Origin of the sequence: Limosilactobacillus caecicola (assembly GCF_943192935.1) — a bacterium.
GTDB classification, from domain to species: Bacteria; Bacillota; Bacilli; order Lactobacillales; family Lactobacillaceae; genus Limosilactobacillus; species Limosilactobacillus caecicola.
On the sequence record NZ_CALPCI010000001.1, the window covers coordinates 116,351 to 136,112 of the forward strand.

The 19,762-nt window shown below is 43.2% G+C and carries 36 protein-coding genes; all 36 read right to left on the minus strand.

Annotation, left to right across the window (positions count from 1 at the left end):
• Positions 1-5: 5 nt before the first annotated feature.
• The 36 genes from NFR43_RS00510 to rplC all read right to left on the minus strand — a co-directional run bounded on the left by NFR43_RS00510 (position 6) and on the right by rplC (position 19,720).
• Positions 6-635: a glycoside hydrolase family 73 protein gene (locus NFR43_RS00510; protein ID WP_251545440.1), complete on the minus strand. Its 630-nt coding sequence runs from the start codon at positions 633-635 to the stop codon at positions 6-8.
• Positions 636-767: 132 nt separating this feature from the next.
• Positions 768-1,541: a (S)-acetoin forming diacetyl reductase gene (locus tag NFR43_RS00515; RefSeq protein WP_251545442.1), complete on the minus strand. Its 774-nt coding sequence runs from the start codon at positions 1,539-1,541 to the stop codon at positions 768-770.
• A 134-nt stretch (positions 1,542-1,675) separates the two neighbouring features.
• On the minus strand, positions 1,676-2,071 hold the full coding sequence (gene rpsI, locus NFR43_RS00520) for a 30S ribosomal protein S9 (protein ID WP_251545444.1): 396 nt from the start codon (positions 2,069-2,071) through the stop codon (positions 1,676-1,678).
• A gap of 13 nt (positions 2,072-2,084) precedes the next feature.
• Positions 2,085-2,528 (minus strand): 50S ribosomal protein L13, encoded by a 444-nt coding sequence (gene rplM / locus NFR43_RS00525; protein WP_251545446.1) that lies wholly within the window; start codon positions 2,526-2,528, stop codon positions 2,085-2,087.
• A gap of 122 nt (positions 2,529-2,650) precedes the next feature.
• Positions 2,651-3,409, minus strand: a complete 759-nt coding sequence (gene truA / locus NFR43_RS00530) for a tRNA pseudouridine(38-40) synthase TruA (RefSeq protein ID WP_251545448.1) — start codon at positions 3,407-3,409, stop codon at positions 2,651-2,653.
• 10 nt (positions 3,410-3,419) lie between these two features.
• Entirely contained in the window at positions 3,420-4,220 is an 801-nt protein-coding gene (locus NFR43_RS00535) for an energy-coupling factor transporter transmembrane component T family protein (RefSeq protein ID WP_251545451.1), read from the minus strand.
• Entirely contained in the window at positions 4,213-5,091 is an 879-nt protein-coding gene (locus NFR43_RS00540; RefSeq protein WP_251545453.1) for an energy-coupling factor transporter ATPase, read from the minus strand. Before NFR43_RS00540 ends, NFR43_RS00535 begins: the two co-directional genes overlap by 8 nt.
• The gene (locus tag NFR43_RS00545; RefSeq protein ID WP_251545456.1) at positions 5,073-5,894 is read right to left on the minus strand and encodes an energy-coupling factor transporter ATPase; all 822 of its coding nucleotides are present in this window, start codon (positions 5,892-5,894) and stop codon (positions 5,073-5,075) included. The genes NFR43_RS00540 and NFR43_RS00545 overlap by 19 nt, the downstream gene beginning before the upstream one ends.
• A 210-nt stretch (positions 5,895-6,104) precedes the next feature.
• A complete protein-coding gene (rplQ, locus tag NFR43_RS00550; protein WP_251545457.1) occupies positions 6,105-6,485 on the minus strand; it encodes a 50S ribosomal protein L17 in 381 nt (126 codons plus the stop codon).
• Positions 6,486-6,511: 26 nt separating this feature from the next.
• The gene (locus tag NFR43_RS00555) at positions 6,512-7,453 is read right to left on the minus strand and encodes a DNA-directed RNA polymerase subunit alpha (protein ID WP_251545459.1); all 942 of its coding nucleotides are present in this window, start codon (positions 7,451-7,453) and stop codon (positions 6,512-6,514) included.
• Positions 7,454-7,538: 85 nt separating this feature from the next.
• Complete coding sequence (gene rpsK, locus NFR43_RS00560) at positions 7,539-7,925, minus strand: 30S ribosomal protein S11 (protein WP_178660027.1); 387 nt, start codon at positions 7,923-7,925, stop codon at positions 7,539-7,541.
• A 23-nt stretch (positions 7,926-7,948) separates the two neighbouring features.
• Positions 7,949-8,314: a 30S ribosomal protein S13 gene (gene rpsM / locus NFR43_RS00565; RefSeq protein ID WP_178660029.1), complete on the minus strand. Its 366-nt coding sequence runs from the start codon at positions 8,312-8,314 to the stop codon at positions 7,949-7,951.
• Between the two features lie 27 nt (positions 8,315-8,341).
• A complete protein-coding gene (rpmJ, locus tag NFR43_RS00570; protein WP_006916637.1) occupies positions 8,342-8,458 on the minus strand; it encodes a 50S ribosomal protein L36 in 117 nt (38 codons plus the stop codon).
• 32 nt (positions 8,459-8,490) lie between these two features.
• Positions 8,491-8,709, minus strand: coding sequence for a translation initiation factor IF-1 (gene infA, locus NFR43_RS00575; RefSeq protein WP_006500601.1), 219 nt, complete (start codon positions 8,707-8,709; stop codon positions 8,491-8,493).
• A gap of 136 nt (positions 8,710-8,845) precedes the next feature.
• On the minus strand, positions 8,846-9,502 hold the full coding sequence (locus NFR43_RS00580) for an adenylate kinase (protein WP_251545461.1): 657 nt from the start codon (positions 9,500-9,502) through the stop codon (positions 8,846-8,848).
• A gap of 17 nt (positions 9,503-9,519) precedes the next feature.
• On the minus strand, positions 9,520-10,818 hold the full coding sequence (secY, locus tag NFR43_RS00585; protein WP_251545463.1) for a preprotein translocase subunit SecY: 1,299 nt from the start codon (positions 10,816-10,818) through the stop codon (positions 9,520-9,522).
• Complete coding sequence (gene rplO, locus NFR43_RS00590) at positions 10,818-11,252, minus strand: 50S ribosomal protein L15 (protein ID WP_251545465.1); 435 nt, start codon at positions 11,250-11,252, stop codon at positions 10,818-10,820. The genes secY and rplO overlap by 1 nt, the downstream gene beginning before the upstream one ends.
• A gap of 30 nt (positions 11,253-11,282) precedes the next feature.
• The gene (rpmD, locus tag NFR43_RS00595) at positions 11,283-11,465 is read right to left on the minus strand and encodes a 50S ribosomal protein L30 (RefSeq protein WP_006916632.1); all 183 of its coding nucleotides are present in this window, start codon (positions 11,463-11,465) and stop codon (positions 11,283-11,285) included.
• 15 nt (positions 11,466-11,480) lie between these two features.
• Complete coding sequence (gene rpsE / locus NFR43_RS00600) at positions 11,481-11,990, minus strand: 30S ribosomal protein S5 (protein ID WP_251545467.1); 510 nt, start codon at positions 11,988-11,990, stop codon at positions 11,481-11,483.
• Between the two features lie 22 nt (positions 11,991-12,012).
• The gene (rplR, locus tag NFR43_RS00605) at positions 12,013-12,378 is read right to left on the minus strand and encodes a 50S ribosomal protein L18 (RefSeq protein WP_275087080.1); all 366 of its coding nucleotides are present in this window, start codon (positions 12,376-12,378) and stop codon (positions 12,013-12,015) included.
• Between the two features lie 48 nt (positions 12,379-12,426).
• Complete coding sequence (gene rplF, locus NFR43_RS00610; protein ID WP_251545471.1) at positions 12,427-12,963, minus strand: 50S ribosomal protein L6; 537 nt, start codon at positions 12,961-12,963, stop codon at positions 12,427-12,429.
• A gap of 27 nt (positions 12,964-12,990) precedes the next feature.
• The gene (rpsH, locus tag NFR43_RS00615; RefSeq protein WP_006916628.1) at positions 12,991-13,389 is read right to left on the minus strand and encodes a 30S ribosomal protein S8; all 399 of its coding nucleotides are present in this window, start codon (positions 13,387-13,389) and stop codon (positions 12,991-12,993) included.
• 28 nt (positions 13,390-13,417) lie between these two features.
• Positions 13,418-13,603, minus strand: coding sequence for a type Z 30S ribosomal protein S14 (locus NFR43_RS00620; RefSeq protein WP_006916627.1), 186 nt, complete (start codon positions 13,601-13,603; stop codon positions 13,418-13,420).
• 17 nt (positions 13,604-13,620) lie between these two features.
• Entirely contained in the window at positions 13,621-14,163 is a 543-nt protein-coding gene (rplE, locus tag NFR43_RS00625; RefSeq protein ID WP_251545473.1) for a 50S ribosomal protein L5, read from the minus strand.
• Between the two features lie 29 nt (positions 14,164-14,192).
• The gene (gene rplX / locus NFR43_RS00630; RefSeq protein WP_251545475.1) at positions 14,193-14,501 is read right to left on the minus strand and encodes a 50S ribosomal protein L24; all 309 of its coding nucleotides are present in this window, start codon (positions 14,499-14,501) and stop codon (positions 14,193-14,195) included.
• Between the two features lie 31 nt (positions 14,502-14,532).
• Positions 14,533-14,901 carry a 50S ribosomal protein L14 gene (gene rplN / locus NFR43_RS00635; protein WP_251545477.1) on the minus strand — a complete coding sequence of 123 codons (369 nt, stop codon included), beginning with the start codon at positions 14,899-14,901 and terminating at the stop codon, positions 14,533-14,535.
• Positions 14,902-14,969: 68 nt separating this feature from the next.
• Positions 14,970-15,236, minus strand: a complete 267-nt coding sequence (rpsQ, locus tag NFR43_RS00640) for a 30S ribosomal protein S17 (RefSeq protein ID WP_251545479.1) — start codon at positions 15,234-15,236, stop codon at positions 14,970-14,972.
• A 24-nt stretch (positions 15,237-15,260) separates the two neighbouring features.
• Positions 15,261-15,467 carry a 50S ribosomal protein L29 gene (gene rpmC, locus NFR43_RS00645; protein WP_251545480.1) on the minus strand — a complete coding sequence of 69 codons (207 nt, stop codon included), beginning with the start codon at positions 15,465-15,467 and terminating at the stop codon, positions 15,261-15,263.
• Positions 15,457-15,891, minus strand: a complete 435-nt coding sequence (gene rplP, locus NFR43_RS00650; RefSeq protein WP_251545481.1) for a 50S ribosomal protein L16 — start codon at positions 15,889-15,891, stop codon at positions 15,457-15,459. The genes rpmC and rplP overlap by 11 nt, the downstream gene beginning before the upstream one ends.
• A 3-nt stretch (positions 15,892-15,894) precedes the next feature.
• Positions 15,895-16,554: a 30S ribosomal protein S3 gene (gene rpsC / locus NFR43_RS00655; protein ID WP_178660057.1), complete on the minus strand. Its 660-nt coding sequence runs from the start codon at positions 16,552-16,554 to the stop codon at positions 15,895-15,897.
• 12 nt (positions 16,555-16,566) lie between these two features.
• Entirely contained in the window at positions 16,567-16,914 is a 348-nt protein-coding gene (rplV, locus tag NFR43_RS00660; RefSeq protein ID WP_251545482.1) for a 50S ribosomal protein L22, read from the minus strand.
• 19 nt (positions 16,915-16,933) lie between these two features.
• Entirely contained in the window at positions 16,934-17,215 is a 282-nt protein-coding gene (gene rpsS / locus NFR43_RS00665; RefSeq protein WP_251545483.1) for a 30S ribosomal protein S19, read from the minus strand.
• A gap of 36 nt (positions 17,216-17,251) precedes the next feature.
• Positions 17,252-18,097, minus strand: coding sequence for a 50S ribosomal protein L2 (gene rplB, locus NFR43_RS00670; protein ID WP_251545484.1), 846 nt, complete (start codon positions 18,095-18,097; stop codon positions 17,252-17,254).
• Positions 18,098-18,122: 25 nt separating this feature from the next.
• The gene (gene rplW / locus NFR43_RS00675) at positions 18,123-18,416 is read right to left on the minus strand and encodes a 50S ribosomal protein L23 (RefSeq protein ID WP_251545485.1); all 294 of its coding nucleotides are present in this window, start codon (positions 18,414-18,416) and stop codon (positions 18,123-18,125) included.
• Positions 18,416-19,039 carry a 50S ribosomal protein L4 gene (gene rplD / locus NFR43_RS00680; protein ID WP_251545487.1) on the minus strand — a complete coding sequence of 208 codons (624 nt, stop codon included), beginning with the start codon at positions 19,037-19,039 and terminating at the stop codon, positions 18,416-18,418. The genes rplW and rplD overlap by 1 nt, the downstream gene beginning before the upstream one ends.
• A gap of 18 nt (positions 19,040-19,057) precedes the next feature.
• Positions 19,058-19,720 (minus strand): 50S ribosomal protein L3, encoded by a 663-nt coding sequence (gene rplC / locus NFR43_RS00685; protein WP_251545489.1) that lies wholly within the window; start codon positions 19,718-19,720, stop codon positions 19,058-19,060.
• Between the last annotated feature and the right edge of the window lie 42 nt (positions 19,721-19,762).

The window sequence follows — 19,762 nt, forward strand, 5'->3', positions numbered from 1 at the left end:
AACTCCTAATTGTCGTACTTATCCAGGTGATAGGTTTTAATCACACTAATTAACTTGCTAGCGTAATTTGGATCGGTCGCATAGTTTGCATCTTGTAGTGCTTGAGCAGCCTCCCGATAATTCTTGGCATCAATCACCTTTTGATAATTTTCTTTTTTGTACTGGGTCCCATTTAACATCAGCTGCGTATGATCCTTAATTGAAGCGGACCAGCTGGAATAAACTTTGAAACGATCCTTGATGACAACCCACTTGCCTTTGGTATATTCCTTGGTTGTCATTAAACGCGAATTAGCACCAGTACCTTTAATGCCAAACAGGTTGTGGTATTGACTCGCTAACTTACTCGTCCCCCAATTGGATTCCAAAATAGCCTGGGCCATCGTAATCGATGCCTTGATGTGGTACTGATTTTGCATGGCCTGAGCCTCTGGAGCAATTGCTTTAATAAATAATTGCTTGGAATGTTGCTGCTTTTCGATAATTTCTTGCTGTAAATGACGTTGGTATAGATGGTGGCCAACATAACCAACCATCAGCAAAACCAGCACCAATAAAATTCCCGTCAGCCACTTAGTTGAACGAGAACGCTTGTTGCGCCGCTTCGTGGTTTTACGTCGTCGTTTTCGTACCACAGTCTGTTACTCCTTTAATTAAAATATCTAATGTAATAATTTTAACGCATTTTAGGGGAGTTTTTAATTAATTTTACGCAAAAAATCCGTTTGACTGTACTGCGTCAAACGGATTTTAGCGTTTCTTCAAAATTAGTGGAATTGCATTCCACCGTCAACTTCCAGGGTTTGGCCAGTGATGTAATCAGAATCTGGACCAGCTAAGAAGGCAACCGCATTGGCAACATCTTCTGGTTCAGAAAGTCGCTTCAAGGCAATATCCTTGGCAAAAGTCTGCATTCCCCATTCGTCGCTCTTCCCCGCGTTTTGACCAACCTGATGGGCAATATCATACATCATTGGAGTCTTAACAATCCCAGGAGCAAAGGCATTGACCGTCGTTCCTTCTTCAGCCAATTCACGGGCCACTACTTGAGTGATCCCACGAATAGCAAATTTCGAACTCGAGTAAACAGTTAAGTTCGGGTTACCAACAACTCCCGCTTGGGAGGTCGCATTGATGATTTTGCCCGGGTGACCCATTTTTTTAAATGCTTCGTGGGCCGCCTGGATGCCCCAAATGGTCCCATAAACATTCACGGAGTAGACATAATCTAAATCTTCTTTGGTGACCGTATCGATGGGAGTAGTTGGTGCCACACCCGCGTTGTTGACCATTACATTGAAATCACCAAAGTGATCGATTGTCTTATCAACCGCAGCTAACACTTCGTCACGATTAGAAACATCCGCAGTCACTGGAAAGGCTTCCCCACCGGCGTCTTCGATTTCTTTGGCAACCTTTTGTAAATTATCCAAATGCCGAGCAACTAACGCTACTGCAAAACCATCCTTGGCCAGACGCTTGGCAATTGCTTCACCAATTCCTTGACCAGCACCAGTAACCATTGCAACCTTTTTCGCCATTTTTATCGCTCCTTTTCACTTTGTGAAACATTTCTCAAATGATAGGTTCATTGTAGCGAAACCACCAATGAAAGTCAACATAAAAAAGCTCCAGCAAATGCTGAAGCTTTTTGAAATAGAAACGATAATCGAAATTAACGCTTACTAAATTGAGCAGCCTTACGAGCCTTCTTCAGACCTGGCTTACGACGTTCCTTCATCCGTGGGTCACGAGTTAAGAGACCAGCCTTCTTCAAGGCATCACGGAAATCAGGATCGACAGCAAGCAAAGCACGAGCAATCCCATGACGAGTTGCACCGGCTTGGCCAGAGAAACCACCACCGTGAACGTTAACTAAAACGTCGTATTGACCTTCAGTTTGCGTTACTGCAAATGGTTGGTTGACAATGGCACGTAAGTTAGCAAACGGAATGTAGTCTTCGATTGCTTTGCCGTTCATAGTAATCTTACCAGAACCTGGTACTAAGCGGACACGTGCAGAAGAATCCTTACGACGTCCAGTACCGCTGTATTGTACTTGTTGAGCCAATTCCGTTCCCTCCTTAGATTAAGTTAGTGATATCGAGTTTTTCAGGCTTTTGAGCTGCATGACTGTGGTCTTCACCAGCATAAACGTGCAACTTCATACCCATCTTGCGGCCAAGAGGAGTGTGTGGAAGCATTCCCTTGATAGTTTGTTCTACCATCTTGGCTGGTTCCTTAGCAAGGAAGTCGCCGGCAGTCCGTTGCTTTAAACCACCTGGGTGGTTAGAGTGACGGTAGTAAATCTTCCGACTTGCTTTCTTACCAGTTAACTTAACATCTGCTGCGTTGATAACAATGACGTTGTCACCAGTATCAACATGAGGGGTGAACGTTGGCTTGTTCTTACCGCGTAAGATGGAAGCAACAACGGATGCCACACGACCTAAAGAAACGTCTTTGGCATCAACGATGTACCACTTACGGTCAACTTCACCAGGTTTTGCCATGTATGTCGTTCTCACGATTAAGTCCTCCAATTTTTGTCTTTCTTTTACAATAAATTGTGTACCGAGTAATTTATGGAAAAGAAATACCAGCTACTAGTGTAGCTGATTATCCCTTGTCAGTCAATAATTTATTCAACTTATTCCCCGCTATAATCAACGTCCACTAAATATAAGCCACTCGCTGGAGCCGTCATCCGTGCTTCTTGACGATCACGAGCTGCAAGTACTCTGGGAACATCATCCTTGGGGCGCTGTTGACTACCGATCTCGAGCAAAAGCGCCACCATAATCCGCACTTGGTTGTATAAAAATCCGTTACCCACAAATTCAAAAATGACTTCATGATCGTGCTTTTCATAATAAACCTTGGCTTCATAAATCGTCCGCACGTTACTTTTCGCCTGAGATCCAGAAGCCACAAAGCTCGTAAAATCATGAGTGCCAACTAACTCCTGTGCTGCTTGGTTCATTGTTGCAATATCAACTGGATATTTAAAGTGCGCGGTATAGTTCCGCTTAAACGGATCAACAAACTCACCCTGCGTAACCCGATAACGGTACCGTTTTCGATGAGCATTATACCGGGCATGAAAATCCGGGGAAACAATTTCAGCTTTTTTGACGATAATATCCAGCGGCAGCTGACTGTTCAGGGCCCGGACCATCGATTTTTCTGGAATGTGGTACGGAAAATCAAAATGGGCAACTTGATTTAAAGCATGGACCCCCGCGTCCGTCCGTCCCGACCCAATAATGGAAATCGCAGGATCTGGGTTCTTTGCCATCCGGTTAACAATCGTTTTTAAGGTTTGTTCAATTGTCCGTTTATGAGGCTGAATTTGAAACCCAGAAAAATTAGTACCATCATAAGCAAAAGTTATTTTATAACGTAACAAAATGAATCTCCTATAGCAATTTCAACGCAATCAAAACCACGGTGACCAGTACCAAAGCAACAATGCTCCAACTATCTGCACGCCGCCAAATTAATAGGCGATACTTCGTCCGTTCCCCATTAGGATTGTAGCCACGCGATTCCATCGCCACCGCTAACTCCTCTGCTCGCTTAAACGAAGAGACAAATAGCGGGATCATTACTGGAACCAGTTTTCGCGTCCGCTGGTATAAATTGCCGGTTGAAAAATCCATCCCTCGTGCCCGCTGAGCATTCATAATCGTGGTGACTTCACCCATAATTGTCGGAATAAACCGCAAGGCAATCGAAAGCATCATCGCAATTTGGTTGACCGGTACCCGTAAATATTTTAACGGCTTCATTAAACTCTCGACGGCATCCGCCAACTGCAACGTCGGAGTCGTCACCGTGAGAATGGTGGAAATAGTGATTATGTAGGCAAAGCGTAAAACTAAATAAATGGATTGAATAATCCCAGATGAAGTAAGGCTAAGGAAATGCCATTGCCAGTAGACATGACCACCAGTTGAGAAAAATAGTTGAACCAATGCGGTGATGATAATCACCCACATGAGGGGACGGATTCCGGACCAATACATCTTTAAGGACACTCGGCTAAGGTGGATTAATAATAGCAAGATTAGGCCAAGCCAGATGTTAGTCCACACATTATTTGCAAAGAACACCAGGATAACGTACCAAAAACACGCAATGAACTTCATGCGGGGATCCAGGCGGTGGATGAACGAATTGGTTGGGACGTACAGTCCAAAAATTACCTTATTATTCATTATTGAACGTCCCCTTCTGTCGTGCTTCAATAATTTCATTGGCTAGCTCTTGAACGGTTAGTGGAGTCTGCTGCAAAGGTATTCCTGCCTGATCTAATTGATTAGCAAAGGCCACGGTATTTGGTTCGGCCAAGCCAATTTGCTCGACTAACTGCTGATTAGAAAATAGTGAACGCGGTTGCCCATCAAATACTAATTGACCATGCTGCAAGGCGACAACTACATCGGCGTACCGGGCAACTTGCTCCATTTGATGAGTAATCAAAATAATAGTGGTGCCTTCTTGATTCAGCTTTTGAATCAAGTTCATCAATTCCAAGCGACCACTCGGATCTAGGCCAGCGGTGGGTTCATCGAGGATTAAAATCGCTGGTTTCATGGCTAACACACCCGCGATGGCAACCCGCCGCATCTGACCACCAGATAGTTCAAAAGGTGAGTGATCCCGTAATTCTACTGGAAAATGCAAACGATCGAGCGCATCAGTAGCTGACCGACGTGCATTCTCCTCACTTTGGCCTTGATTCAGTGGGCCAAACATCACATCTTCTAAAACCGAATCAGCGAATAATTGTGACTCAGGAAACTGAAACACAAAACCAACGTGTTGACGTAGCGCCGCAAAGTCCTTTTTGGCAGAATCTGGAGTGACCTTAGTCTCCTGAACAGTGATCGAACCAGAAGTTGGTTTGAGTAAACCATCAATTAATTGCATTAATGTCGATTTACCACTACCCGTATGACCAACTACCGCCGTCACTTTTCCCCGTTGAATCGTTAAATTCACATTAGTAAGCGCTTGGGCTGCAAAAGCAGTTCCCGGGCTGTAAGTATAACTCAGTTGTTGAATTTCTATTGCTGGCTCAACCATTTAACCATCTGCTCCTCAGTCATATACTCCTTTGGGACCTGCATACCTTGCCCCCGCAATTGTTGCTTTAGTTTTTCTGTAAACGGAACCGCTAAACCGTACTTTTGTAATAAATCAGTGTTCGCCAAGATTTGTTCTTTCCGATCGAAGGCAACGAGTTGTCCCTGATTTAAGATGGCAACATTATCACCAGCTGCCGCTTCGACAGGGTCATGAGAAATGGCGATAATCGTAAAGCCCTTCTCAATTTTTAGTTTTCTCAATAAACCCAAAATATTTTGCCGTGCCTGCGGATCAAGCATACTGGTGGCTTCATCAAATATCAGAATTTCCGGCCGTAAACATAAAATCCCAGCAATGGCCACCCGTTGCTTTTGTCCTCCAGAAAGCATAGCGGGCTCTGTCTGAGCATACTCAGCCATTGAAACATCATTTAAGGCTTGCTGAATCCGATACCGCATTTCATCTCGAGGAACCCGATGATTTTCTAAGCCAAAAGCAACGTCATCCTCGACAGTTGTGCCGACAAATTGATTTTCTGGGTTTTGGAAAACAAAACCAATTTTTTGGTGCACAAGATCGACATGTTCGCCATCAACTGGCGTCCCCGCAACCATAATTTGACCATGACCAATTGGTAGGAGACCATCAATTAATCGCGCCAAAGTACTTTTACCACTACCATTACGACCGATGATTGTGGTCCATTCTTTGGCAGGGAAGGACGCTGTCAAATGTTTTAAAATCGGTTCTTGTTCTCCAGGATAAGTGTATGAAAGATCCTTAATTTCAATGATGGCCAAAGCACCGTTCCTCCATGATTAGTTATCGTATATATTTTACCAAAAGAATGCAAATCATCCAGAAAAAAAGCAGAATACAAAAAAATCACTTACAACTGAGGTGCGTGATTGCTCACATTCAAGCTAGACTAAGGAATGATCCCATCATCGTAACGCTCTATACCGTCAATCGTAGTGATTCTTTATTACGTTTATTTAACTGTAACTGGATTAAACAAGTTCCAAAATAACCATCTTGGCACCATCACCACGGCGTGGCATGGTCTTTAGAATACGCGTGTAACCACCATTGCGGTCAGCGTACTTAGGACCAAGTTCTTCAAACAAGTTTTGAAGTGCGGATTGAACCTTGATGTCATCACCATCTTCTTTTACGTCTGCGACAACGTTACGGATAAATCCAGCTGCCTTTCGACGAGAAGCAAGGTCACCCCGCTTAGCAAGAGTGATCATTTGGTCCATGGTCTTCCGAACTTCCTTAGCTTTTGGTTCAGTAGTCTTAATTGAACCATTAACAATTAAATCAGTAGTTAAGTCACGCAATAAAGCTTTACGTTGTGAACTAGTACGTCCTAACTTGCGGTAACTCATGAAGTACTCCCTCCTTTATGTCTTAATTAATCTTCTTGGCGAAAGCCAACGCCGAGTTCATTTAACTTGACCTTGATTTCATCAAGTGACTTTTGTCCAAGATTACGAACCTTCATCATGTCAGCTTCAGTTCTTTCAGTTAAGTCCTTAACGGTTTGAATATCAGCACGCTTCAGACAGTTATAAGAACGAACTGAGAGATCAAGTTCCTCAATTGTTTTGTCAAGTACCTTTTCTTGGTGTGATTCTTCCCGTTCAACCATCACTTGGGCATTTTGAGCTTCTTCGGTCAAATTGACAAACATTGCCAAATGTGACGTCAGAATCTTAGCGGCAAGACTAACAGCTTCCGTTGGTGTTAAAGAACCATTGGTCCAAACATCAAGAGTTAACTTGTCATAGTCATTGTTTTGACCGACCCGAGTATTTTCAACGGTATAGTTAACACGTTCGATCGGGGTATAGATGGAATCAATTGGTAAAACACCAATTGCTAAGTCCATACGTGCCTTGTTATCATCAGCTGAGGAATATCCACGACCCTTATCAGCAGTCATTTGGATATGCAACTCAGCACCATCCGCAACTGTTGCAATATGAAGATCTGGATTCAAAATAGTAACGTCACCGTCACCTTGGATGTCCCCGGCAGTAACTTCGGCTGGACCTTTAACATCTAATTCCAAATTCTTTTGATCCTCAGAATCGAGCCGTAATGAAACTTTCTTCAGATTCAAAATAATTTGCGTAACGTCTTCAGTAACTCCCTCAACAGTACTAAATTCATGCAAGACACCATCGATGCTAATGCTAGTAATAGCAGCACCAGGTAATGAAGCAAGCATGACACGCCGAAGAGAGTTGCCAAGAGTCGTCCCGTAGCCACGTTCAAGTGGTTCTACAACAAACTTACCGTAGTTATCGGTTTCTTCAACTTTGTGAATGTTTGGTTTTTCAAATTCGATCATTCTACTCTAGTACCCCTTTCAAAACGTGGATCGTATTTCCCAAAAAGGCATCTGGCCGACTGACACATCGCCGTTGATGCACTCATTAAACACGACGACGCTTTGGAGGACGAGAACCGTTGTGTGGCACTGGAGTTACATCACGAATTGCAGTAACTTCAAGTCCAGTAGCTTGAAGAGCACGGATAGCTGATTCACGACCAGAACCTGGGCCCTTAACTTCTACTTCAACGGTCTTCATACCGTGTTCCATTGCCTGCTTAGCAGCAGCTTCTGAAGCCATTTGTGCGGCAAATGGAGTAGACTTACGACTACCCTTAAAGCCTAAAACCCCAGCAGATGACCAAGCAACAGCATTACCTTGAACATCGGTAATCATGATTAAAGTGTTGTTGAATGTTGAGTGAATGTGCGCAACACCAGTTTCAACATTCTTTTTTGCACGACGCTTACGCGATTTCTTGACTGCCATAGATTACGAACCTCCTTTACTAATTATTTCTTCTTGTTAGCGATAGCAACAGCCTTACCCTTACGAGTACGTGCGTTGTTCTTCGTGTGTTGGCCACGAACAGGCAAACCACGACGGTGACGCATGCCACGGTAAGAACCGATTTCTTGCAAACGCTTGATATTTAATGAAACTTCACGGCGAAGGTCACCTTCAACCTTGATGTTTTCAACTTGTGCACGGATTTTTTCTTCTTGATCTGGAGTTAAGTCACGAACACGAACATCTTCAGAAACCCCAGCATCTGCTAAAATCTTTTGAGCAGTGGAGTTACCAATACCATAAATGTATGTTAAGCCGATTACGATTCGCTTGTCACGAGGTAAATCGACACCAGCAATACGAGCCATTATTACACCTCCGTTTCTATATTTAAATTACTTGCCTTGACGTTGCTTGTGCTTAGGGTTAGAGCAGATCACCATAACCCGACCACGACGCTTAACGATCTTGCAGTTATCGCACATCTTTTTAACTGATGGTCGTACCTTCATTGTATAATCCTCCTCTAGTTATAGACTAAGACTTATTTGAACCGGAACGTAATCCGACCCTTAGTCAGGTCATAAGGAGACATCTCAACCTTAACCCGGTCACCAGGCAAAATCTTGATATAGTGCATCCGAATTTTACCTGACACGTGTGCTAAAATCTCAACGCCGTTTTCCAGTTCAACTTTAAACATTGCATTCGGTAAAGTTTCGGTAACCTTACCTTCAACTTCGATTACATCAGCTTTTGCCACTGAATGGTTCCTCCTTGCCGGACTTTAAATTACGTAAAAAGGTGGGTGCCTCACAGCAGCCCACTACGAGCTAGATAAACCTTGCATAGTTTACCATAGACCTCAGCTTTACGCAAGAACAATTGTTGATCAACAATTAGAGCTTATCCAAAACATCCTTAACATCTTGATAAACCTTGTCAATGTCTTGTTCACCATTAATTTGGTGCAAAACACCCTGCTTTTCATAAAAATCAACTAACGGTGTGTTTAACTTAATGTTAACGTCCAAGCGATTCTTGACAGTAGCTGGTTTATCATCATCCCGTTGAAAGAATTCATGATGTCCACAAACATCACAAGTACCTTCAACTTTAGGTTGATTAAAGGCTTTGTGATAAGTTGCACCGCAATTTTTACAAATGAAGCGACCAGATAACCGATCAACCAGAACGTCTGGTTCAACGTGAATGTTAATAACTGCATCAAGCTGCCGACCGGATTCGGCTAACATATCATTCAAAGCATTAGCTTGTGCTAAGTTCCGTGGAAAACCATCTAACATAAAACCGTTCTTGGTATCATCCTCGGATAGCCGTTCCTTAACAATCCCATTGGTAACTTCATCAGGAACTAATTCCCCTTGATCAATATATTTCTTGGCCTCTTTTCCCATTGGAGTACCATTCTTCATGGCAGCTCGGAAAATATCACCAGTTGAAATATGAGGAATATCAAAGTCTTCTACAATTCTTTGCGCTTGGGTACCTTTACCGGCACCAGGTAACCCCATTAAAACAAGGTTCATACTCATTGCAATGTCCTCCTCATTTATTCATGAATAAATCCAATATATTCGCGCTTCATCGTTAAACCATTTAATTGCCGGTTAACATCCAGAGCGATTTGAACAACAATCAATAGGCTTGTACCACCCAACCCGATTGACTGGCTCAAATTCCAAATGTTACTTGCAAGTAACGGAATTAATGAAATCACCCCAAGGAAGACAGACCCAACTGTTGATAACCGTATCAAAAGATGGGAGACAAATGTTTGAGTTCCTTTGCCAGGCCAAACACCTGAAATGTAACTTCCTTGTTTCTGCAAGTTCTCCGCTAATTTTTCAGGGTTGACCTGAACAAAAGCGTAGAAGAAGGTAAAGATGATAATCAATAATGTATAAAGGGTAATCCCTGGTCCAGATTGCATATTGAAGATATTGGTCAAAATTTGGTACCAAGTATCACCACCGTGACTACTTTGAAATGCCATCAAAATTGTTTGCGGAGTAGAAATGAATGATCCAGCAAAGATAACAGGAATCACTCCAGAAACATTGATCTTCAATGGTAAGTAGCTACTCTTCGGTGAAGTAGTAGTTCGTCTAGTATATTGAATTGGCAAACGACGTTCAGCTTGTTGAACCCAAGTTACAAAAGCAACAATAATCAACAAACAAATCGCTACCACTGCAATGAACCCAATACCAGCCCAAAGTGCCGATCCAGATTCACCCACAATTTGGTCCGCCCATAATTGTTGGAGTCCTTTAGGAAACTGCGCAACAATACCAGCAAAAATTAACATGGAAACCCCGTTACCAATACCACGCTCAGTAATCATATCACCAAGCCAGGTAGCAAACATGGTCCCCGCTGTTAAAATCAAACCAATTGTTAAGTATGTTTTCACACCCGGATTGTTCACCAATTTAATAGTGCTCAGTGCATTGAATCCAGCCGTAATCCCGATTGATTGGATAAAACCTAACAGGATCGTTAGCCAACGTGTCGCTTGATTCAGTTTACGTCGACCAACTTCCCCCTGTTTACTCCATTCTACAAACTTTGGAACAATGTCCATTTGTAAAAGTTGCACCACAATTTGTGCTGTGATATATGGTGAAACACCCATCGCAAAAACGGAATAGTTTTCTAGGCCCCCACCACTGAAGGTGTTCAAAATTGAAGCTAACCCGGTTGAAGAAATCTGTGCTAATGCTGCTGCATTAACACCCGGAACAGTGATGGATGCACCTAACCGATAAACAATCAACACAAACAAAGTAAAAAGAATTTTCGACCGAATTTCCTTTACTTTGAACGCGTTTTTCACGGTTGTGAACATTAAATCACCTCAGTCTTACCGCCAGCAGCTTCAATTGCACTAACGGCTGAAGCAGAGAATTTATTAGCCTTAACAGTGAGCTTCTTGGTAAGCTTTCCGCTTCCGAGAACCTTAACGCCGTTCTTAGTGTTCTTCACAACACCAGCTTCGACCATGGATTCTGGGGTTACTTCAGCACCATCATCAAACTTGTTGAGGGCTGCTAAGTTAACCAATGCATAATCTTTGTGGTTCATGCTGGTGAAACCACGCTTTGGCTTTTGACGGTACAGAGGCATTTGACCCCCTTCAAAACCAAGACGGGTCTTTCCATGAGCCTTTTGACCTTTAGTACCACGGCCGGAAGTAAATCCGTGACCAGAAGAAAGGCCCCGTCCTTTCCGCAGACGCTTAAAGCGGGATCCTTCAGAAGGCTTTAATTCATTTAATTTCATTTGGTTGGCACCTCCTTGTATTAGATTAAATTATTTAACTTCTTCAATTGAAACCAAGTGGGCAACCTTAAAAATTGCACCACGGGTAGCAGCGTTATCCGGGAGGATAACAGAGCTATGTAACTTACCGAGGCCTAAAGCCTTGACTGTCCGACGTTGGGTTGGTTCGCGGTGGGCAGCACTACGGATTAAAGTAACTTTAACTTTAGCCATGATTTTGTCCTCCTATTATTCAGCAAGGTGGTCAACTGAAACACCACGAAGCTTAGCAACTTCGTCAGCACTCTTCAATGACTTCAAACCTTCAAAAGTAGCGCGAACAACGTTGATTGGAGTGTTGGAGCCTAAACGCTTTGAAGTAACGTCACCGACACCGGCAAGTTCCATAACGTTACGTACCGCACCACCGGCAGCAACTCCAGAACCTTCAACAGCAGGCTTAAGCAAAATCTTACCACCGCCGTAAGTACCAATGACTTCGTGTGGAATTGTCGTACCAACGATTGGTACTTCAATTAAGTTCTTTTGTGCAGCAGCAGAAGCCTTCCGAATCGCTTCTGGAACTTCTTGAGCCTTACCAGTACCAAAGCCAACATGACCGTTTCGGTCACCAACAACAACAAGGGCCGCAAAACGCATCCGACGACCACCCTTAACAACCTTGGTAATCCGGTTGATAGCAACCACTTGATCATCAAGATCTAACTTAGCTGGGTCAATATATGTTGATTTAGCCATTACAGGTTATTCCTCCTTCTTCCTAGAATTGCAGTCCGTTTTCACGTGCAGCTTCAGCCAAGGCTTGTACACGACCATGGTAAAGGTACCCACCACGGTCAAAAACAACGTTAGTGATGTTCTTTTCACTAGCGCGCTTAGCAACTAATGCACCAACACCAGCAGCTTGTTCAGACTTAGTTTTGCCGCTAACTTCACTATCTAAAGTTGAGGCACTTGCGAGCGTCACACCCTTTACGTCATCAATAACTTGAGCGTAAATGTTTTTGTTTGAACGATAAACACTTAAACGTGGGCGCTCTGCAGTACCAGAGATCTTGCCGCGAACGCGCTTATGACGACGTTGACGGACTTTGTTCTTATCTGGTTTTGAAATCACAACTGTCACCTCTATTATTTTTCTAAATGATTTTAACTCGCTAATAAGTAAAAACGATTACTTACCAGTCTTACCTTCCTTACGGATGATATGTTCGCCTTCGTAGCGAATACCCTTACCCTTGTAAGGTTCAGGTGAACGAACTGAACGTACGTATGCAGCAAATTCACCAAGTAATTCCTTATCGATACCACTAATTTCAATAGTCGTGTTATCTGGAACCTTTGCTTCAAGTCCTTCTGGGACTTCTACTTCAACAGGATTTGAGTACCCAACAGTAAGGACTAAGGTCTTACCCTTTAATTGTGCACGATAACCAACACCAACAAGCTTCAGGATCTTGGAGTAACCATTAACTACCCCTTCAACCATGTTGTTAACATTAGCACGGGTGGTACCGTGTAATGAACGGTTGCGGTTGTCATCTTTAGAACGGTCGAACTTTACGACGTTACCGTCAACGGTCATCGTAATCAGTGGAGAAATCTCACGTGATAAAGTCCCCTTAGGTCCCTTAACAGTAACCACGTTACCAGATTGTGAAACTTCAACGCCTTCTGGCAGGTCAATTTCCTTGTAACCAATACGACTCATAAATACACCTCCTATCGACTATTCTCATTACCAAACGTAAGCAATTACTTCGCCGCCGACCTTTTTGGCACGAGCAACTTTATCAGTAACAACACCATTGGATGTTGAAATGATAGCAATCCCGAGACCGTTTAAGACCTTTGGTACAGCATCAGCCTTAACGTATGTCCGAAGACCTGGCTTAGAAATCCGCTTTAAGCCGGAAATAACTTGTTCGCCATCTTGACCATACTTTAAGAATACACGGATGATGCCTTGCTTGTTGTCATCTACATATTCAACATCGCGTACGAAACCTTCTTGCTTCAAGATTTCAGCAATGTCCTTCTTCATCTTTGATGCAGGTGCTTCAACTGTTTCGTGATGTGCCATGTTGGCATTACGAATACGAGTTAAGAAATCTGCAATTGGATCACTCATAGACATCGATGTTTTCCTCCTTTTGTCGAATTGTTTACCAACTAGCCTTCTTCATGCCAGGGATTTTACCTTCATGGGCAAGGTCGCGTAAGCAAAGCCGGCATAGGTGGAATTTACGGTAAACTGAGTGTGGACGACCACAACGTTCACAACGAGTGTATTCACGTGAAGAGAACTTTGCTGGACGCTTGCACTTAGCGATCATTGATTTTTTAGCCACTTTTGTGAAACCTCCTATTACTTAGCGAATGGCATACCTAATTGAGCCAATAATTCATGTGATTCTTCGTCAGTGTTAGCAGTTGTGACGATAACAATGTCTAAACCACGAACACGCTTAACGTTATCGTAATTAATTTCTGGGAAAATTAATTGTTCACGTACACCCAAAGTGTAGTTACCACGACCATCAAATGATTTGTTTGAAACACCGTGGAAGTCACGAACCCGAGGAAGTGAAACATTAACTAACTTGTCCAAGAAATCATACATACGTTCACCACGTAACGTAACCTTGGCACCAATCTTCATACCTTCACGTAAACGGAAGCCGGCAATTGACTTCTTAGCCTTGGTAATGACAGGCTTTTGACCAGAAATCAAGCCTAATTCTTCAACGGCTTCATCAAGATTCTTGGAGTTTTGAGTAGCATCACCGACACCCATGTTCAAAACAATTTTGTCGATCTTAGGAGCAGCCATTACTGAAGAGTAGTTAAACTTTTCAATTAATGATGGACGAACTTCATTTTCGTACTTTGCCTTTAAACGGTTTTCCATAAGTATTTATTTCCTCCTTTCCTCAGAAATTAATCGATTTGCTTACCAGACTTCTTAGCAACCCGAACCTTCTTACCATCGACAAATTCGAAGCCAACACGAGTTGGTTCGTTAGTTGATGGGTCAATCAACATCACGTTGGATGCTTGAATAGGGGCTTCAGTGTCAACAATTCCACCGTTAGGGTTGGAGTTACTTGGCTTCTGGTGTTTTTTAATCTTGTTAATACCTTCAACGATTACACGGTTTTCCTTAGCAAGGGTCTTCTTGATAGTACCTTCTTTACCCTTGTCCTTACCGGCAATGACGCGAACTTTGTCACCTGTCTTTAAAAACATGTGGTAGTGCACCTCCTTATTCTTGGTAATTTTACAGAACTTCTGGGGCCAGTGAAACGATCTTCATGAAGTCGTCATCACGTAACTCACGAGCAATTGGGCCAAAAATACGGGTACCCTTTGGGCTCTTGTCATTGTTGATCAAAACCGCAGCATTTTCGTCAAACTTGATGTATGAACCATCCTTACGGTGCAGACCATGCTTAGTCCGAACTACAACAGCCTTTACAACGTCACCCTTTTTGACAACGCCACCTGGTGTTGCTTGTTTTACAGTAGCAACAATAATATCACCAATATTACCGGTCTTAACACGGGAACCGCCTAAAACCTTGATAACCAAGATTTCACGGGCACCAGAGTTATCAGCGACCTTCAACCGACTTTCTTGTTGAATCACGGTTATTGTCCTCCTTCCATCTTGTTATAAGAATTTAGAATACGAAATTAATGGATTGCTTAAAGGCATTAAACAATAGCAGCCTTCTTGACAACCTTAACTAGCCGGAAACGCTTCTTAGCAGAAAGCGGCCGAGTTTCCATGATTTGAACAGTGTCACCCATGTGTGCTTCGTTGTTTTCATCGTGGGCATAGAACTTCTTGGAGTACTTAACACGCTTCCCATAAATAGGAGCACTCTTGTAAGTATCTACAGAGACAACAATCGTCTTGTCCATCTTGTCTGAAACAACGTGACCTTGGTACACCTTACGTGCATTACGTTCGTCACTCATGCGCTAATCCTCCTTTTCGTATTCTTATTTGTTTAATTCTTGTTGGCGAAGAACTGTCTTAACCCGTGCAATGTCCTTGCGAACGCTCTTAAGGCTTGCAGTGTTTTCCAACTGGCCGGTTGCTAATTGGAAACGTAAGTTAAACAATTGTTCCTTCAATTCCTTTTCACGGCTAAGCAATTGATCAGTGGTTAATCCATTCAGTTCTTTTACAAAATCTTTACTCTTCATGAGATTGTCCACCTACTTCCTCACGTTTGATAATCTTAGTGCGAACTGGCATCTTAGTTCCCGCAAGACGGAGAGCTTCACGCGCAACTTCTTCAGGAACACCGGCAACTTCGTAAAGAACCTTGCCGCGCTTAACAGGTGCAACCCATCCTTCAGGAGCACCTTTACCATTACCCATCCGGACACCAACACCTTTGCTAGTGTAAGAGAGGTGTGGGAAGATCTTAATCCATACCTTACCACCACGCTTCATGTAACGGGTAATAGCAATACGTCCAGCTTCGATTTGACGGTTTGAGATCCAATGTGAATCTAATGCTTGCAAACCATATTCACCGAAAGCAACGGTCTTACCCCCCTTGGCTTCACCACGAAGGTGACCACGTTGAACCTTACGGTGCTTAACTCGCTTTGGTACTAGCATGTTTTACTTCCCTCCTTTTGAATCATTCTTCTTTTCGGGGAGCACTTCACCACGGTAAATCCAGGTCTTAATACCTAAAGCACCGTAAGTGGTACGAGCTTCATCCCATGAGTAATCAATATCTGCACGAAGCGTATGCAATGGAACAGTACCATCAGAGTATGATTCAACACGTGACATATCTGCACCATTCAAACGACCTGCAACTTGAATCTTAATTCCTTTTGCACCAGCACGCATAGCGCGTTGCATAGCACCACGCATAGCACGACGGAAAGCAATCCGGTTTTCAAGTTGTTGTGCAACATTTTCACCAACCAGGTGAGCGTCCAAATCAGGCTTCTTGATTTCAACAACGTTGATGTGGACACGCTTACCAGTTAATTTGTTTAATTCAAGACGAAGTGCTTCAACTTCTGAACCACCTTTACCAATCACCATTCCTGGACGAGCGGTGTGAATTGAAACGTTAACGCGGTTTGCAGCACGTTCAATTTCGATGGTTGAGACAGAGGCATCAGCAAGTCGCTTTTCGATGTATTTACGGATCCGAAGGTCTTCGTTCAGGTATTCAGCGTAGTGCTTCTTGTCAGCGTACCACTTAGCACTCCATGGACGAATGACCCCAACACGGAAACCATTAGGATTAATCTTTTGACCCACTATTCATTCCTCCTATTTTTCTGTAACAACCACTGTGATGTGACTAGTCCGCTTATTAATTGGTGAAGCAGAACCTTTAGCACGCGGACGGAACCGTTTAAGGGTTGGTCCTTCATTTGCGTAAGCTTCTGATACAACTAATGAAGCACGATCAAGATCAAAGTTGTTTTCAGCGTTTGCAACAGCAGATTTTAAAACTTTTTCAACATCTGAAGCAGCACCATTAGGAGTGAACTTCAGAATAGCAAATGCTTCAGCAACGCTCTTGTTACGGATAGTGTCTAAGACAAGACGTACCTTCCGTGATGATACACGAACCATCTTAGCAGTTGCCTTAGCTGAAGTGATGTTTTCAGCCATTATTCAAGTCCCTCCTTAATTACTTAGCTTGAGTTTTCTTGTCATCAGATGCATGACCATGGAAAGTCCGGGTTGGTACGAATTCACCAAGCTTATGACCTACCATATCTTCTTGCACGTAAACTGGCACATGCTTACGACCATCATAAACTGCAAAGGTGTAACCAATGAAGCTTGGGAAGATTGTAGAGCGACGTGACCAAGTCTTGATAACAGATTTCTTTTCGTTATCGGCTTGTGCTTCGACCTTCTTCAACAGAGAAGCATCTGCGAAAGGTCCTTTCTTCAAACTACGAGCCATATGTGTACCTCCTCTCAGGTATTACTATTATTTCAATTAGCGAGTGTGTGGACCACGCTTGCGACCACGAACGATGAACTTGTTGGAACGAGCCTTGTGTGAACGAGTCTTCTTACCAACAGTCTTCTTACCCCATGGAGAAAGTGGAGATGGAAGACCAACAGGTTGCTTACCTTCACCACCACCATGTGGGTGATCATTAGGGTTCATAACTGAACCACGAACGTGTGGACGACGACCAGCGTAACGGTTACGACCAGCCTTCCCTTTGATCAAAAGTGCACGTTCTTCATTACCAATTGAACCAACAGTTGCCCGGCAGGTTGCGAGAACCATCCGAACTTCACCTGAAGAAAGACGTACTAAAACATACTTTTCTTCCTTACCAAGTAATTGTGCTGAAGTACCAGCAGAACGGGTCAATTGACCACCCTTACCTGGCTTCAATTCAATGTTATGAATAACAGTACCGACTGGAATGTTCTTCAATGGAAGAGCGTTACCAACCTTAATATCTGCATCAGGACCAGATTCAACAGTCATCCCAACTTCTAAGCCCTTAGGTGCTAAGATGTATGATTTAGTACCATCAGCGTAAACCAACAAGGCAATGTTAGCAGTACGGTTTGGATCGTATTCAATTGCCTTAACAGTTGCAGGAATATTATCCTTGTTCCGCTTGAAGTCGATAATCCGGTATTGACGCTTGTTACCACCACCACGGTGACGAACAGTCATTTTACCTTGGCTGTTACGACCGGCAGTGTGCTTTAAAGGTGCTAACAGTGACTTTTCCGGAGTAGTCTTCGTAATGGCAGCGAAGTCAAATCCGTTCATGTTACGGCGACCGTTAGTGGTACCTTTGTATTTGCGAATTCCCACTATTCTTTCCTCCTAACCTTAAAATTTAGTCGTTGTCATCATCAAACAACTTGATTTCTTTTGAGTCATCAGAAAGCTGAACGATTGCCTTACGACGGCGCTTAGTGTAACCAACGTAACGGCCTTGACGCTTTTGCTTTCCCTTGATGTTCATAATGTTAACCTTGACAACCTTAACACCAAAGATTTCTTCGATGGCATTCTTAACTTGAGTCTTGGTTGCTCGTAAATCAACATCAAACGTATAACGCTTGTCGTCCATGGCAGCAGTAGATGCTTCCGTAATTACTGGACGTAAAATAATATCGCGTGCTTCCATTATCCGAGCACCTCCTCTACTTGAGAAAGAGCTGACTTAGTAATGACGATCTTTTGCGCATCAACAACGTTTAAGATGTTAACACCAGCAGGAGTAACGACCTTAACGTTTGCCAAGTTGCGAGCTGATAATTCAGCATTCTTGTCGTCGTCAGTTACAACGATCAACACTTTTTCGTTGACCTTTAAGTTGTTTAATACACCAGCAAATTCCTTAGTCTTTGGTGCATTAAAGTTAATTGAGTCAACTACAACAAAGTTATCATCTGCAACCTTTTGAGAAAGGGCAGACTTGATAGCAAGTTGACGAACCTTACGAGGTAAACGGTAGTTGTAAGAACGAGGATTTGGCCCGAAGACAACACCACCACCACGGAATTGTGGTGAACGGATTGAACCTTGACGAGCACGACCCGTCCCCTTTTGACGCCATGGCTTCTTACCACCACCGCTAACAGCTGAACGGTTCTTAACTGCGTGAGTACCTTGACGGAGTGAAGCACGTTGACGAATGATTGCTTCGTATTCAGCACTTTCGTTAGCTTCAACGCCGAAGATTGCATCGTTTAAATCGATAGTACCGTTTTGGCTACCATCTTGGTTGAATAATGCAACGCTAGTCATATTTTACTTCCTCCTTTCTTAATTGTTGTGTTGTTTGCTAAGACTCTTCTTAGTGTTAGCCTTAACTGAATTTTGAATTGTTACGTAAGACTTGTTAGCACCAGGAACGTTACCCTTAATAAGTAAAACGTTGTTGTCGGTATCAACCTTCACAACTTGTAAGTGTTGCATAGTCCGAGTGTTGCCACCCATCCGACCTGGGAGCTTCTTGCCTTTGAAGACGTGGTTGATGATCGCACCCAAAGAACCTGGACGACGGTGATAACGAGAACCGTGCGCCATAGGTCCACGACGTTGACCATCCTTGTGGATGTTACCTTGGTAACCATGACCTTTAGTGACACCAGTTACATCAACTGTTTCACCTTCAGCGAATAAATCCGCTTTGATTTCGTCTCCAACTTTGATGTCGTCTCCTAATTCAGCGTCGCGGATTTCACCGATGAAGCGCTTAGGAGCCGTGTTTGCTTTTGCTGCATGACCTTGTTCAGCCTTGTTGCTCAAAATCTCACGTTTGTCATCGAAACCAAGTTGTACAGCGTTGTAACCATCATTTTCGACAGTCTTAATTTGCATAACAACGTTAGGAGTTACATCGATCACAGTAACGGGAACTAATTCGCCGTTGTCAGTGAAGACTTGAGTCATTCCGACTTTTTTACCTAAGATTCCTTTGGTCATGAGTACACCTCCAATTTATTTTGATTTAGATAATTGCTGATT

Excerpts from the sequence above, each read along its gene's own strand:
- rpsM (WP_178660029.1), bottom strand. The coding sequence starts at position 8,314 with ATGGCTCGTATTGCTGGTGTCGATTTACCTCGTGACAAGCGAATCGTA.
- rpmD (WP_006916632.1), bottom strand. The coding sequence starts at position 11,465 with ATGGCTAAAGTTAAAGTTACTTTAATCCGTAGTGCTGCCCACCGCGAA.
- rpsQ (WP_251545479.1), bottom strand. The coding sequence starts at position 15,236 with ATGAGTGACGAACGTAATGCACGTAAGGTGTACCAAGGTCACGTTGTT.
- rplF (WP_251545471.1), bottom strand. The coding sequence starts at position 12,963 with ATGAGTCGTATTGGTTACAAGGAAATTGACCTGCCAGAAGGCGTTGAA.
- rpsE (WP_251545467.1), bottom strand. The coding sequence starts at position 11,990 with ATGGCTAAATCAACATATATTGACCCAGCTAAGTTAGATCTTGATGAT.
- secY (WP_251545463.1), bottom strand. The coding sequence starts at position 10,818 with ATGTTCACAACCGTGAAAAACGCGTTCAAAGTAAAGGAAATTCGGTCG.
- rplE (WP_251545473.1), bottom strand. The coding sequence starts at position 14,163 with ATGGAAAACCGTTTAAAGGCAAAGTACGAAAATGAAGTTCGTCCATCA.
- rplP (WP_251545481.1), bottom strand. The coding sequence starts at position 15,891 with ATGCTAGTACCAAAGCGAGTTAAGCACCGTAAGGTTCAACGTGGTCAC.
- rplD (WP_251545487.1), bottom strand. The coding sequence starts at position 19,039 with ATGACTAGCGTTGCATTATTCAACCAAGATGGTAGCCAAAACGGTACT.
- rpmJ (WP_006916637.1), bottom strand. The coding sequence starts at position 8,458 with ATGAAGGTACGACCATCAGTTAAAAAGATGTGCGATAACTGCAAGATC.
- NFR43_RS00580 (WP_251545461.1), bottom strand. The coding sequence starts at position 9,502 with ATGAGTATGAACCTTGTTTTAATGGGGTTACCTGGTGCCGGTAAAGGT.
- rpmC (WP_251545480.1), bottom strand. The coding sequence starts at position 15,467 with ATGAAGAGTAAAGATTTTGTAAAAGAACTGAATGGATTAACCACTGAT.
- NFR43_RS00540 (WP_251545453.1), bottom strand. The coding sequence starts at position 5,091 with ATGGTTGAGCCAGCAATAGAAATTCAACAACTGAGTTATACTTACAGC.
- rpsS (WP_251545483.1), bottom strand. The coding sequence starts at position 17,215 with ATGGCTCGTAGTTTGAAGAAAGGACCTTTCGCAGATGCTTCTCTGTTG.
- rpsK (WP_178660027.1), bottom strand. The coding sequence starts at position 7,925 with ATGGCAGTCAAGAAATCGCGTAAGCGTCGTGCAAAAAAGAATGTTGAA.
- rpsH (WP_006916628.1), bottom strand. The coding sequence starts at position 13,389 with ATGTCTATGAGTGATCCAATTGCAGATTTCTTAACTCGTATTCGTAAT.
- NFR43_RS00535 (WP_251545451.1), bottom strand. The coding sequence starts at position 4,220 with ATGAATAATAAGGTAATTTTTGGACTGTACGTCCCAACCAATTCGTTC.
- rplX (WP_251545475.1), bottom strand. The coding sequence starts at position 14,501 with ATGTTTTTAAAGACAGGTGACAAAGTTCGCGTCATTGCCGGTAAGGAC.
- rplO (WP_251545465.1), bottom strand. The coding sequence starts at position 11,252 with ATGAAATTAAATGAATTAAAGCCTTCTGAAGGATCCCGCTTTAAGCGT.
- rplW (WP_251545485.1), bottom strand. The coding sequence starts at position 18,416 with ATGGAAGCACGCGATATTATTTTACGTCCAGTAATTACGGAAGCATCT.
- rplV (WP_251545482.1), bottom strand. The coding sequence starts at position 16,914 with ATGGCTGAAAACATCACTTCAGCTAAGGCAACTGCTAAGATGGTTCGT.
- NFR43_RS00555 (WP_251545459.1), bottom strand. The coding sequence starts at position 7,453 with ATGATCGAATTTGAAAAACCAAACATTCACAAAGTTGAAGAAACCGAT.
- rplC (WP_251545489.1), bottom strand. The coding sequence starts at position 19,720 with ATGACCAAAGGAATCTTAGGTAAAAAAGTCGGAATGACTCAAGTCTTC.
- NFR43_RS00515 (WP_251545442.1), bottom strand. The coding sequence starts at position 1,541 with ATGGCGAAAAAGGTTGCAATGGTTACTGGTGCTGGTCAAGGAATTGGT.
- rplQ (WP_251545457.1), bottom strand. The coding sequence starts at position 6,485 with ATGAGTTACCGCAAGTTAGGACGTACTAGTTCACAACGTAAAGCTTTA.